Annotated in this window: 11 protein-coding genes and 1 pseudogene; 9 read left to right on the top strand and 3 right to left on the bottom strand. The window is 66.3% G+C overall.

Annotation, left to right across the window (positions count from 1 at the left end):
* Positions 1-50: 50 nt before the first annotated feature.
* Genes ruvC through A5759_RS11045 form a run of 5 tightly spaced genes read left to right on the top strand, consistent with a single transcriptional unit; the run spans position 51 to position 3,300 of the window.
* Positions 51-617 (top strand): crossover junction endodeoxyribonuclease RuvC, encoded by a 567-nt coding sequence (gene ruvC / locus A5759_RS11065; protein ID WP_064395616.1) that lies wholly within the window; start codon positions 51-53, stop codon positions 615-617.
* A complete protein-coding gene (ruvA, locus tag A5759_RS11060; protein WP_068197357.1) occupies positions 614-1,201 on the top strand; it encodes a Holliday junction branch migration protein RuvA in 588 nt (195 codons plus the stop codon). Before ruvC ends, ruvA begins: the two co-directional genes overlap by 4 nt.
* Positions 1,198-2,265: a Holliday junction branch migration DNA helicase RuvB gene (gene ruvB, locus A5759_RS11055; protein WP_066841362.1), complete on the top strand. Its 1,068-nt coding sequence runs from the start codon at positions 1,198-1,200 to the stop codon at positions 2,263-2,265. The genes ruvA and ruvB overlap by 4 nt, the downstream gene beginning before the upstream one ends.
* A gap of 10 nt (positions 2,266-2,275) precedes the next feature.
* Positions 2,276-2,914 carry a hypothetical protein gene (locus A5759_RS11050; protein WP_068197354.1) on the top strand — a complete coding sequence of 213 codons (639 nt, stop codon included), beginning with the start codon at positions 2,276-2,278 and terminating at the stop codon, positions 2,912-2,914.
* Positions 2,914-3,300 (top strand): DUF1304 domain-containing protein, encoded by a 387-nt coding sequence (locus A5759_RS11045; protein WP_066841360.1) that lies wholly within the window; start codon positions 2,914-2,916, stop codon positions 3,298-3,300. The genes A5759_RS11050 and A5759_RS11045 overlap by 1 nt, the downstream gene beginning before the upstream one ends.
* A gap of 34 nt (positions 3,301-3,334) precedes the next feature.
* Here A5759_RS11045 and car read toward each other — a convergent pair.
* Positions 3,335-6,856 (bottom strand): annotated as a pseudogene (car, locus tag A5759_RS11040) (carboxylic acid reductase).
* Positions 6,857-7,005: 149 nt separating this feature from the next.
* Positions 7,006-7,410, bottom strand: coding sequence for a hypothetical protein (locus tag A5759_RS11035; protein WP_231984609.1), 405 nt, complete (start codon positions 7,408-7,410; stop codon positions 7,006-7,008).
* 231 nt (positions 7,411-7,641) lie between these two features.
* On the opposite strand from A5759_RS11035, the gene A5759_RS11030 reads away from it, so the two are divergent.
* Together A5759_RS11030 and A5759_RS11025 are read left to right on the top strand one after the other, a co-directional pair.
* Positions 7,642-8,379: a hypothetical protein gene (locus A5759_RS11030; RefSeq protein ID WP_068197351.1), complete on the top strand. Its 738-nt coding sequence runs from the start codon at positions 7,642-7,644 to the stop codon at positions 8,377-8,379.
* 248 nt (positions 8,380-8,627) lie between these two features.
* A complete protein-coding gene (locus A5759_RS11025; RefSeq protein WP_068197349.1) occupies positions 8,628-8,936 on the top strand; it encodes a hypothetical protein in 309 nt (102 codons plus the stop codon).
* A 67-nt stretch (positions 8,937-9,003) separates the two neighbouring features.
* Here A5759_RS11025 and A5759_RS11020 read toward each other — a convergent pair whose 3' ends face one another.
* On the bottom strand, positions 9,004-10,446 hold the full coding sequence (locus A5759_RS11020; protein WP_068197346.1) for a gamma-aminobutyraldehyde dehydrogenase: 1,443 nt from the start codon (positions 10,444-10,446) through the stop codon (positions 9,004-9,006).
* A 369-nt stretch (positions 10,447-10,815) separates the two neighbouring features.
* Between A5759_RS11020 and yajC the strand changes: the two genes are divergently transcribed.
* Both yajC and secD read left to right on the top strand, forming a co-directional pair.
* The gene (yajC, locus tag A5759_RS11015) at positions 10,816-11,151 is read left to right on the top strand and encodes a preprotein translocase subunit YajC (RefSeq protein ID WP_064415788.1); all 336 of its coding nucleotides are present in this window, start codon (positions 10,816-10,818) and stop codon (positions 11,149-11,151) included.
* Between the two features lie 79 nt (positions 11,152-11,230).
* Complete coding sequence (gene secD, locus A5759_RS11010; RefSeq protein ID WP_068197343.1) at positions 11,231-13,087, top strand: protein translocase subunit SecD; 1,857 nt, start codon at positions 11,231-11,233, stop codon at positions 13,085-13,087.
* The last annotated feature ends 1 nt before the right edge of the window (position 13,088 follow it).

The following is a 13,088-nucleotide window of genomic DNA, read 5'->3' as shown; positions in this document are numbered from 1 at the left end:
GGCCTGCAGGCGGCTAAGCTCTCGAACAAGTGTTCACAGAAGGGCCGGACGTGCGGGTGATGGGAGTCGACCCCGGGTTGACGCGCTGCGGCCTGTCGGTCATCGAGGGCGGTACGGGTCGGCAGGTCACAGCGCTCGACGTCGACGTGGTTCGCACCCCGTCGGGCGATCCGCTGCACCGGCGGCTGTTGGCGATCAGCGAGGCCGTGGAGTACTGGATGGACACCCACAGACCCGACGTGATCGCCATCGAGCGGGTCTTCTCCCAGCAGAACGTCTCCACCGTGATGGGCACCGCGCAGGCCGGCGGAGTGATCGCGCTCGCGGCCGCGCGCCGCGACATCGACGTGCACTTCCACACACCCAGCGAGGTGAAGGCGGCGGTCACCGGCAACGGCAACGCCGACAAGGCGCAGGTGACCGCGATGGTGACCAGAATCCTTGCGCTGCAGGCCAAGCCGACACCCGCCGACGCGGCCGACGCGTTGGCCCTTGCGATCTGCCATTGTTGGCGGGCGCCGATGATCGCCCGGATGGCGGCGGCCGAGGCGCTGGCCGCCGAACAACAACGCAAGTACAAAGCCACGCTCAAGGCGAAAGCGAGGGCGGCACGATGATCGCATCCGTTCGCGGTGAGGTTCTCGACATCGCACTCGACCACGTCGTGATCGAGGCGGGCGGGGTCGGTTACAAGGTGATGGCCACCCCGTCGACGCTGGCCACCCTGCGCCGCGGGGCCGAGGCGCGACTGATCACCGCGATGATCGTGCGCGAAGACTCCCAGACGCTCTACGGCTTCGCCGACGGCGACGCCCGCGACCTGTTCCTCACCCTGCTCGGGGTGTCCGGAATCGGTCCCAGCATCGCGCTGGGCGCGCTGGCGATGTACGACGGGCCGACCTTGCGCCAGGCCATCGGCGACGCCGACATCACCGCGCTGACCCGGATTCCCAAGGTGGGCAAGAAGACCGCCGAGTTGATGGCGTTGAGCCTGCGCGACAAGGTGTGCGCAGTCTCGCCGTCCGGCGCGGCGACCGCGACGGGCCATACGGTGCGTGGCCCGGTGGTGGAAGCGCTCATTGGACTTGGATTCGCGGCCAAACAGGCCGAAGAAGCCACCGACAAGGTGTTGGCCAACGACCCCGAAGCCAATCAGTCGACCGCGTTGCGGGCGGCGTTGTCGATGCTGGGTAACAAATGAGCCGATTCACCGACGACGACGACGACGACGCCGACGAGCGCGAGGTCTCGCCCGCGCTGACGGTCGGCGAGGGCGACATCGACGCAAGCCTGCGACCGCGGTCGCTTCACGAGTTCATCGGGCAACCGCGCGTCCGCGAGCAACTGCAACTGGTCATCGAGGGCGCCAAGAACCGCGGCGGCACACCGGATCACATCCTGCTGTCGGGGCCGCCCGGGTTGGGCAAGACATCGCTGGCCATGATCATCGCGGCCGAACTCGGCTCCTCGCTGCGGGTGACGTCCGGGCCGGCGCTCGAGCGTGCCGGTGATCTCGCCGCGATGCTGTCGAACCTCGTCGAGCACGACGTGCTGTTCATCGACGAGATCCACCGCATCGCCCGGCCTGCCGAGGAGATGCTGTACCTGGCGATGGAGGACTTCCGCGTCGACGTCGTGGTCGGGAAGGGCCCGGGCGCGACGTCGATTCCGCTGGATGTCGCTCCGTTCACGCTCGTGGGGGCGACCACCCGCTCGGGTGCGCTGACGGGACCGTTGCGCGACCGGTTCGGTTTCACCGCCCACATGGACTTCTACGAGCCCGCCGAACTTGAGCGGGTGTTGGCGCGTTCGGCGGGGATACTCGGTATCGAGTTGGGCGCCGACGCGGGTGCAGAGATCGCGCGCCGGTCGCGGGGCACACCGCGCATCGCCAACCGGCTACTGCGCCGGGTCCGCGACTACGCCGAGGTCCGCGCCGACGGCGTGATCACCCGCGATATCGCCAAGGCGGCGCTGGAGGTCTACGACGTCGACGAACTCGGCCTCGACCGCCTCGACCGCGCGGTGTTGTCCGCGCTGACACGCAGTTTCGGCGGGGGACCGGTCGGTGTCTCCACGCTGGCGGTCGCGGTCGGCGAGGAGGCGACGACCGTCGAAGAGGTGTGTGAGCCGTTCCTTGTGCGCGCTGGGATGATCGCGCGCACGCCGAGGGGACGGGTGGCCACCGCGCAGGCCTGGACGCACCTCGGCCTGACCCCGCCGAGCGGAGTCACCGGTCTGGGGCAGGTGGGACTTTTCGACTGAGGAGGCGGCAATGGGCAGCGGCACGATCAGGCTCGGCGGGTTGCTCGGCGTGGCCTGCGCCGGTGTGGTGGTACCGGCGTATCTGGTCGGCTCGCCGGAGACGCCGAACGACGCCGGCGGGCTGGGCGCCTATTTCGACAGCGCGGCAACATTTCTCACGCTGAACGGTACGCTTCCGCTACTGCATCTGCTGTTCGGCCTGCTCTTCCTCGGCGTGCTCGTGTCGACGCTGCGGTCGGCGGCCGGGCCCACGGGTGCGGTGTACACCGCGGCGATCGGTGGGACGGTGTTCCTCGCACTGACCGCGGCCGGTCTGGCCGCGGAGGTAGCCGTGCCCGCCGCCATCGTGCGGTTCGACGACCTCACCGTGACGTCGTACTCGCAGCCGTTCCTCGGCTTGGCGGTATGGCTGTATCACTACAGCCATATCGGTTCGGCCGCACTGATATTCGCCACCGCCTACGTCGTGTGGCGCACCGGCGTGCTGCCGAAGTGGTCGGCGTTTCTTGCGGTGCTCGGGATTCCCGCGCTGCTGCACACCTGGATCGGTCTGCCCGGTGCATACAGCGTGGTGGTTTGGATCGCGTTGACCGGTCTGGTGATGTTGGCCGTTCCGCCGGTGATACGAGTGGAAAGCATGGTCGCGTAATGGGTTTCGTCGGATTGTTCTTCGCGGGTCTCGCCGCTCTCCTGCACATTTACATCTGGGTGATGGAGTCGCTGACGTGGACGTCGGCACGCACCAGAGCGACGTTCGGTCTCACCGAGGAAGAAGCGCTGGCCACCAAGGAGTTGGCCTTCAACCAGGGCTTCTACAACCTCTTTCTGGCCATCATCACGCTCGCTGGAATCGTGATCGGCGGCATCGGCTACAACTGGGTAGGCATCGCGTTGATCTTCGCCGGTGTCGGATCGATGCTGGCGGCGGCGCTGGTGCTGTTGCTGTCGTCACCGGACAAGGCGAAAGCCGCCCTCACCCAGGGTATCTTCCCGCTGATCGCGATCGTGCTGTTGGCGGTGGCCGTCACGCTGTAGCGCGCGTAGCGCCGAACGCACGCTCACCGTCGTCTTACAGCAGCCCCAACAGCTCCAGATCGGTGGCGTACTTGACGATGACCTCGCGCGTTATATGCGGAATGTCCTTGTCCGGACCGATCTTCGCATCCTGCACCGCCGTGCGGAACCGCTCCGTGGGGGCAACCGAACCCTGGATCGGGGTCTCAGGCCGCTGGTAGTTGTGCAGCAGCGGGAGCAGCGATGCCTGTCGCTGCCGCTCGGGCAACCCGCGCATCGCGGTGTCGAATCGCGGCAGCCACGTGGCGTAGTCACCGACGCGTTCGACCGGATACCCCGCATCGATCAGCCAGTCGACGAACTCGTCGAGCCCGATGCCGTCGTCATAGGGGTTCATGACGCGGTACGTCTCGAAACCCGGTCCGCCGTCGTGGCCGACCTGCGCACCCAGCGTCGAGATGGCCTCGGCGATGAACTCGACGGGAAGCCCGTCGTAGTGCGCGCGTTGGCGGTGGCCGTCCTCGTCGACCTCGTAGAACGAGAACGGCGCGATGCCGGTCGCGACGAGGCTCAGGATCAAGCGCGTGAACATGTCCGGCACGTTGAGCTGACCGGCGTATGTGGTGTCGGCCAAAATCATGTCGCACCGGAACACCGCGACCGGCAGCCCGCACAGATCGTGCGCCTCGCGCAGCAACACTTCACCGGCCCACTTGCTGTTGCCGTAGCCGTTGGCGTAGCTGTCGTCGACCCTGCGCACCGGGCTGATCTGCCGGATGTCGCCGTCCTCGGTGAACTGTCCGGGCGCGATGCCCGCGCCGACACCGATCGTCGACACATAGACGAACGGCTTGATCCTCGTCGTCACGGCGATACGGATCAGCTCGGCGGTGCCGACGGCGTTCGGCCCGAACAGCTGGCTGTAGGGCAACACGTGGTTGACCAATGCGGCCGGATCGACGATCAGGTCCACGGTGTCGGCGAGCCGCTGCCAGGTCTGACGATCGAGCCCGAGGTCGGCCTCACCCTTGTCTCCGGCGATGACCTCGAGATGATCGGCGGCCAATCCCCGGAAGTGCCGCAGCAATTCGGGGTCCTCCGAGTCGAACGTCCGGTCCAAACGGTCCCTCGCCGACCGATCGTCCTTCGCACGGACCAGGCAGATCACCGTGCCGCCGACCATGGCCATCCGCTCGAGCCATTCCAGCGCCAGATAGCGGCCCAGGAAGCCAGTCGCGCCTGTCAGCAGCACCGTGCGCACCTCGGTGCTCGGACCCGGCAGAGCGGGCGCTGCGGCCAGAGTGCTGTCGTCGATGAACTTGTCCAACGTCAAGTCACTCGCATGGACCTCGGTGACATCACGGCCGTGCACCGACGCGAATGTTGGCCTCTTGGAACCCGATTCACGCGCGGATTCGATGTAGGCGGCGAGCGCGGCCAGGTCAGTGGCCGGACTGACGATGACGCCGACGGGCACCTCGATGTCGTAGATCTCGTTCAGCAGGTTGCCGAAGGTCAACGCCGACAACGAATCACCGCCGAGGTCGGTGAAGTGCGCGTCGGGCTGCAGATCGGTCGCGGTGGCGCCGAGCAGGGCACCCGCGGCCCTGCTGATCGTCTCGATGACGGGCCGTTCGGCGCCGTGCTGACGCAGTCTCCGCAATTCGGCGGCCTGGCTGTCTGCGAGTTCGGTGTAGAGCGCTTCCAGTCGATCGGCGTAGTGCTCCTTGAGTGTCGGGCGCGCGAGTTTGCGGATCCCGGTGAGCAGACCGTTCTCGAGCGTGAACGGCGTCGTCTCCACGACGAAGTCGCGGGGGATCTCATACGACTGCAGCCACGCGGTCCTGGCGACCTCCTGCAGGGATTCAGTGATCGCGGGCTTCAGTTAAGCGCCGTCGTAGCGGGCCAGCGCATCCTCGGTCGGCACGATCACCGCCAGCAGGTAGGAGCGAGCGCTGTTGCCGTAGACGAAGATCTGGCGAACCAGCGGGCTGGTACCGAACGCCGCTTCGAGTTTGGCGACCGTGACGAATTCACCCTGCGACAGCTTGAGCACATTGTTGCGCCGGTCGAGATAGACCAACTGGTCCGGTCCGACCTCGGCGACGATGTCGCAGGTCTTGTAGTAACCGTCGTCGTCGAACACCGACGCGGTGATCTCCGGACGCTTGAAGTAACCCGGGAACATCGTCTCCGATTTGACCAGCAGTTCGCCGCGCGGATACGGGCGGTCGGTGCGGTAGTAGCCGAGGTCGGGGACGTCGACCAGTCGGTAGTCGACGACGGGCGGGCGGGTGACCTGACCGTCGACGAATATCGAACCGGCTTCAGTGGATCCGTAACCGTCGGTCAGGTGGAGGTCCAGAAGCGATTCGACGAACTCCTTCATCTCCGGCGAGATGGGGGCGGACCCCGTCATCGCGGAAATGAACCGCCCGCCCAGCAGCCGCCGCCGGAACTCGGCCAACACGTCGGTCTCGGCGACCCAGCGATCGACACCGTCGGCCGTGCGGCGGTCGACGTCACTTTGGAACTGCTGGAACATCGTGTCCCAGATCCGCGGGACGAAGCTCAGCTGGGTGGGGCGCACCAGCGACAGGTCCTCGAGCAGTGTCGACAGATCACTTTTGGCAACGAAATACCCGGTACCGCCCGCGCCCAGCGTGGCGTAAAGGACGCCGCGGCCCATCACGTGGCTCATCGGCATGAAGTTCAACGTGATCGACGGAAGAGCCGGGCCGCCACCCCACATGGCCATGCTCGAGCGACGCCAGGAGTTCGCCACCATCTCGCGCAGGTACATCGCGCCTTTGGGGGCGCCCGTACTGCCCGAGGTGTAGATCAGCAGCGCGAGATCGTCCTGGGCCACGTCGGCGGCCCGAGGAACGGGCAGCGCACGGCCGCGAGCGAGAACGTCGGTCAACGTCTCGATGTGCACGCCGGTGCCGTCGAGGCGAGCCGTCGCGGCGTCGATCGCCGCGCGGTGGTCGTCGTCCTCGCGGTGGTAGTCGAAAACGATCAGGCGTTGTGGGACATGGCCGTCGGCGATCAGCTCGACCGCGTCGTCGAGGAAGTCGACACTCGACGCCATCGCGACAGGCTCGGTTTCGGCGACGATGGGCCGCAACTGCGCCACGGCCGCGCTGGTCTGAAGCGGCACCGAGACCGCTCCCAGATGGATGAGCGCCAAGTCGACGGTCACGTAGTCGACGCTGGTGAAGCCCACGATGGCCACGCGGTCACCGGACTCGACCGGAGCTCGGTCCAATGCGGCGGCGACGGCTGCGGCACGTTCGGACAGTTCGCGGTAGGTGATGGTGTCGAAGCGTGGAAGGAGTTGTGCGGAGGTGCGGCCAGTCACCGGGTCGGTGACGAACTCGACGGCGCGCTCACCGAGCGCGGGTCGGTCCGCGTAGCCGTCGAAGATCGTCTGGATCAGTTGGGGGAGAGGCAGACCGGGTTCTTCGATCGCGTTCGCGATCTTCACCAGAGGGCGCGCAGCGGCGAATTGTGGGTCGGTGTCGAACAAATGAGATATCCGGCGCTCGAGTCGCGCCTCACGGGTATCAGTCGTCATCAAGAAATCCTTCGGACGAACGGGGACTGCGGGGCGCGCCATTGCGTCCACCAAAAACATCGATAAGCGATATAAAAACTATTCCCGCCCTGGCTGGGAGCTTGCTGTGAAGGCCGGCAGCGCCTTCTGCGCGGGATCGTCGTGCCTGGTCAGCGAATCGCCGGTATCACCCTTGCGGCCTCGGCGCGGCCGGAAAGCACCTCGACCGCTGACAACGCATCGGACACGCAGATCAAGAGGTCGCGGGTAGCGCACAACGCCTCTGCCGAGGGTTCGACACCGCCAACCGCATCGGCGCGGTCGAGCAGATGCACCGTCGCCTCCATCAGGGCGGTCGTGGCGACGACTCCCAGCGTCGCGCTGCCGACGACCGGATACGCGATCGTTGTCTCGGCCGGACACCGGCGTGTCACGCAGAACTCCGGCGACTTTTCGACGAACCGCTGGGCGGCCATCCGCGGGGTCAGCGCCGCGGCTTCCGAAACTGCTTGCTCGGCAGGGCTTCCGGCGTTGGTGTTGGCGACACCGTCGGGTTGGTTGAAGCGGCGCAGCATTGTCGCCGCATCAACGCCGCCACATTCCAGTCCTCACAACGCGTCGGTGTCGACCACTCTTCGGCCGTCAACTGTTCGCCTCGTCGTGCCCCACCGCTCTGACGCGTCGACCAAAACGCGGCGGGCTGAGTCGACGGCGAAGGCACCGTCGAGTCGCATGGCGCCAACTAGCCAACGACGGGTTACAGATCGCCAGCCTGGGTAATCACGCATTACAACCAAGGAGGCATCATGAACGATACGCGTGTACACCCCCGTGGTGGGCGTCTGCGAATGCCGCGCAGTCGCGGCGCCACGAGTGGATTTCTGCTGATCCTGCTGGGCGCGTGGGGCGCGCTGGCTCCCTTCATCGGGCCCCTGTTCAACTTCGCGTACAGCCCCGACCAGGCCTGGACGTGGACCACCGGCCGAGGCTGGCTGGAGGTACTGCCGGGTGTGGTGACCGTGGTGGGCGGCCTGCTCCTGCTGATGTCACGCAATCGTGCGACGGCCTCGCTAGGCGGGTGGCTCGCCGTGGCAGGTGGCGTGTGGTTCATCATCGGCCGCGCCATGGCCGGCCCGTTGGGTATGGGTGACGCGGGTGTGCCGGTCGCCGCCACCGAGGGCAAGCGCATCGCGCTGGAGCTGACGTACTTCTACGGTCTGGGCGCACTGATCGTGTTCCTGGGCGCAGCGGCGCTTGGCCGCATCTCGGTCCGAAGCGTGCGCGACGTCGAGTGGGCGGATCGTCCTGTCGCCGCGAATACCGCTGCCGACGAACGCGCGCCGGTCACTTCGGCTCCTGCCGCGACGACCGCGCCAACCCCAGTTACCGGGACCACCGCTCCCGCCGCCGATCAGCCCGCGATGGCGGAGCAGCGAACCGAGGTCATCGGGCCCGCGGCCGAAGCCGCAAAACCGCGTCGCCGCGGCCTGCTCGACAGGTTCCGCTCTCGCGGCCACCGTGGCGGCAAGCTCGCACACCGGTAAGCGTTAGCGGATCGCAAAGCGCCCCACACAGGTTGTGGGGCGTTTTTGCGTGCCATGGGCCTGCGGGTGACGTAGATCCCAAATGTCCGCTCAAGCGATGGGTTTCACCGCCTTCTTGTGACCTGCATGACTGCCTGCGGCCTGGTCAGAAGCTAGCCTGGCTATGTAATCCGCTCGACGTGCGCCTCCCGGTGATTCCGCGCAACGGCGTTCGATAGTGACTTGAAAATCTTGTCAGGAGACCAATCATGTCCGACAGGCCTGGTATCGCCGATTCCATTGTCGCGCGCCAGAATTCGGCTACCGCAGTGTGTGAGGCGTTCGGCTTCCCGGAAGAGGACTGGCAGATGTTCGCCCGGTTGGCCAGCGGCCCGATGACGCCTCGCGACGAAGAGGCTCTGTACCAGTACATCGACGTCAAGATCGCCGAGCGTTGCTGGAAGCCGACCGACGACCTGTTGTCCAACCTGATCGACGTCGAGGTCGACGGCACCGAACTGACCGTCGACGACATCTACCGCTTCGTCTCCACGCTGATCGGCGTCAGAATCTTCTAATCCTCCGCGATTTGTGGAGCCGCACCGGCGGTCACCGCTGCTAACACTCCACAAATCGCACGGAATGTCAGCCCGTATAGGCCATGACGTGCTTGATGCGGGTGTAATCCTCGAACCCGTACATCGACAGGTCTTTACCGTGGCCCGACGACTTGAATCCGCCGTGCGGCATCTCGGCCACCAGCGGAATGTGGGTGTTGATCCATACGCACCCGAAGTCCAGAGCCGCTGAAACCCGCAGCGCCCGAGACACGTCGCGGGTCCACACCGACGACGCCAACCCGTACTCGGTGCCGTTGGCCCACGCGATCGCCTCGTCCTCGTCGGTGAAGGCCTGCACGGTGATAACCGGCCCGAAGATCTCCTGCTGAACCAGCCTGTCGTCCTGCCGAAGCCCGCCGATCACCGTCGGTTCGACGTAGAAGCCCTTGTCGCCCTGGCGTCCTCCACCGACCGCGACGGAGGCATGTGACGGGACGTCTCCCAGGAACCCCAGCACCCGCTCCAACTGAGTGGAGTTGTTCACCGGCGGCACCCACGCGTCCTCGTCGTCGGCCGGCTTGCCGTACGTCGTGGTCGCGGCGCGCGCCTGCTCGGCCAGCGCCTCAGTCAGGTCCGAGGCCATCCGGGCCGTCGCGAGCACGCGCGTTGCCGCCGTGCAGTCCTGTCCGGCGTTGAAATAGCCCGCGGTCGCGATGCCTTCGGCCGCCGATGCGATGTCGCTGTCGTCGAACACGATCACCGGCGCCTTACCGCCCAACTCGAGGTGCGTGCGCTTGAGATGTCCGCCCGCGCTGACGGCCACCGCACGGCCCGCCGCGACGGAACCGGTGATCGACACCATCTGCGGAGTCGGATGCGCCACGACCGCTGCGCCCGTTTCCCGGTCTCCGCAAACGACATTCAGCACTCCGGGCGGAAAATGCCTGGCGGCGATCTCGGCCAGCATCACCGTCGTCACCGGCGTGGTGTCGCTGGGCTTGATCACGACGGTGTTTCCCGCCGCGACCGCGGGCACGAACTTCCAGATCGCCATCATCATCGGGTAGTTCCACGGCGCCACCTGCCCGATGACGCCGACCGGTTCGCGACGGATCCACGAGGTGTGGTTCTCCATATATTCGCCGGCCGACTTGCCCTCCAGCATCCGCGCCGCGCCCGCGAAGAAGCGGATCTGGTCCACCATCGGGGGAATCTCTTCGGCCATCGTGACGTGGTTGGCCTTACCGGTATTGCGGCCCTCTGCCTCGACGAGCGCCTGGGCGCTTCGCTCGACGTCGTCAGCGAAGTCGAGCAGTGCCTTCTGCCGCACCGACGGCGTGGTGCGCTTCCAGTCAGCGAACGCTTTCGACGCGGCCGCGTACGCGTTGTCGATGTCGGCCTCGGTGGAGATCGGCGCGGTGCCGTACCGCTCACCGGTCGACGGATCGACGAGCGCCATGGTGGCGCCGCTGACCGAGTCGACGCTCTCGCCGCCGATGAAGTTCTGGACCTTGAAGTCGCTGGCCATTCGATCCTCTCTTCGTCAGGAATGGGAGGCAGCGCAGCGCGTCGCCGACTATCCGCCGAACCCCACGATCACGCCGGGTCTGCTCGACGGTGCTCATCGAGCAAGAGCCTAACCAAGACAGCACCGATCCGATCGATAACCACGGGGGAGTGCGGTGTGATCCGCGGTCATCCGGTGCAACGACGACGAAATCCGTTGACCGCCGGTGCCCCGGCGTGGCTCAGCGTGCTTGCGGCTTGGCGATTTCGCGGTCTCATCGCGGTGGGCTGGTCGCTGCCGAAGCCCGCAATGGCACACTGGTCACTTATGGGCGCGCGCCCCGACCGCGCTGCGCTGTGACCATATGACCTAACGAAAGACATTGTTGCCATGGATTTGGTTGTCTTCCTTCCCCTGCTCATCGTGCTGGGCGCATTCATGTTCTTCGCGTCCCGCCGACAGAAGAAAGCTATGCAGGCCACCATCGACCTGCATGAATCTCTTCAGATCGATGACCGCGTGCACACCACGTCCGGTCTGGTCGGGACCATCAAGGGCATCACTGACGATGAGGTGGAGCTCGAGATCGCCCCGGGCGTTGTCACCACTTGGATGAAGCTCGCGGTGCGTGACCGCATCACTGACGACGACGAGTTCGAAGACGACGAGCCCGAGTCGACCGCGACCGAACTCACCGAAAGCCCGAACACCAAGACCGACGGCTGAGTCCGCGGGCGATCTTCACAGCTGAAGCCCGTAGTCTCTGCGGTGCTGACGAACCGATTCCGAGGAGACCTGACAAAACGTGGCATCGTCTTCGACGCCGGTGCACCCTGCCCGCTACCTCTCGCTGTTTCTGGTGTTGCTGGTCGGCGCCTACTGCCTGGTCTTCCTGACCGGAGACAAGAAGGCCGAACCCAAACTCGGCATTGATCTGCAGGGCGGTACCCGCGTCACCCTCACCGCCCGCACGCCCGACGGGTCGCCGCCCACCCGCGAAGCGTTGAGCCAGGCGCAGCAGATCATCAACGACCGGGTCAACGGTCTCGGCGTGTCCGGCTCCGAGGTGATCATCGACGGCAACAACCTCGTCATCACGGTGCCGGGCAGCGAGAGCAGCGACGCCCGCAACCTCGGCCAGACGGCACGCCTGTACATCCGCCCCGTCGTGCATGTGATGCCTGCCGAGGTGCCCGGCCAACAGCCGCCGACGGAGGGACCAGCCGGTATGCCTCCTGGCGGTCCGATTCCGGGGATGCCGGGCGGGATGATCCCGGGTATGCCGGGTACTGAGGCGCCCGCCGGTGAGCAGCCTCCCGCCGGCCAGCAGCCTCCCGCCGGCCAGCAGCGGCCTGCCGAGCCCGCCGCTCCGCCGGCCCCGCAGCCGCGTCCCTATCCTCAGGAACCGCCTGCCCAACCCGCACCGGAGCCGCCTCCGACGCCGGCGCCGGGTAGCCCCGCACAGTCACCCACGCCGGGTGCTCCCCAGCCGTCACCTGCGCCGGACGCTCCCGAGCCGACGACGACTACACCCACGTCACCGGAAAACGTTCCGCTGGCGCAGCGCATCGCCGACGAGAAGCAGTTGCGGCAGAGCACCGATCAGCAGATCCAGATCCTGGCGTTGCAGTTCCAGGCCACGCGCTGCGGCGAGGAGGACGTCCTCGCGGGCAACGACGACCCCAATCTTCCGCTCATCACCTGCTCGGCGGACGGCAACGAGGTGTACCTGCTGGACAAGGCGATCATCAACGGCGAGCAGATCCAGGACGCCACCTCCGGTCTCGACCAGCAGCGCGGTGAGTACGTCGTCGACGTCCAGTTCAAAAGCGATGGCGCGAAGACCTGGGCGGATTTCACCGCCGCAAACGTTGGAACGCAGACCGCGTTCGTGCTCGACACGAAGGTGATGAGCGCACCCGAGATCCGCGAGCCGATCCCGGGCGGGCGCACACAGATCAGCGGCCAGTTCACCCAGCAGACGGCCCGCGAGTTGGCCAACGTGCTCAAGTACGGATCGCTGCCGTTGTCCTTCGAGTCGTCGGAGGCTGAAACCGTCTCGGCCACACTGGGTCTGTCGTCGCTGCGCGCGGGCTTGATCGCGGGTGCGGTCGGCCTGGCGTTGGTGCTGGCCTATTCGCTGCTCTACTACCGGATGCTGGGCGTGTTGACCGCCCTGTCGCTGGTCGCTTCCGGCGCAATGGTTTACGCGATCCTGGTGCTTCTGGGCAGATGGATCGGTTACACGCTGGACCTGGCCGGTATCGCCGGTCTGATCATCGGTATCGGTATGACGGCTGACTCGTTTGTGGTGTTCTTCGAACGCATCAAAGACGAGATACGCGAAGGGCGTTCATTCCGGTCGGCGGTGCCGCGCGGTTGGGCGAGGGCCCGCAAGACGATCGTGTCCGGCAACGCGGTGACGCTGCTCGCCGCGGCGGTGCTCTACGTCCTCGCCGTCGGCCAGGTCAAGGGCTTCGCGTTCACTCTGGGTCTGACCACCGTCCTCGACGTGGTCGTGGTCTTCCTGGTGACGTGGCCGCTGGTGTATCTGGCGTCGAAGTCGCCGACACTGGCCAAGCCTTCTTTGAACGGACTCGGTGCGGTGCAACAGATCGCCAGGGAGCGACGAGCGGCCGCGCACGCGACGGGACGGGACTGAC

It is taken from the genome of Mycobacterium sp. 852014-52144_SCH5372336, from assembly GCF_001665615.1.
Taxonomy (GTDB): domain Bacteria; phylum Actinomycetota; class Actinomycetes; order Mycobacteriales; family Mycobacteriaceae; genus Mycobacterium; species Mycobacterium neumannii_A.
The sequence above is the reverse complement of the archived record's forward strand: the minus strand, read 5'-3'. Positions and strand labels throughout refer to the sequence as shown.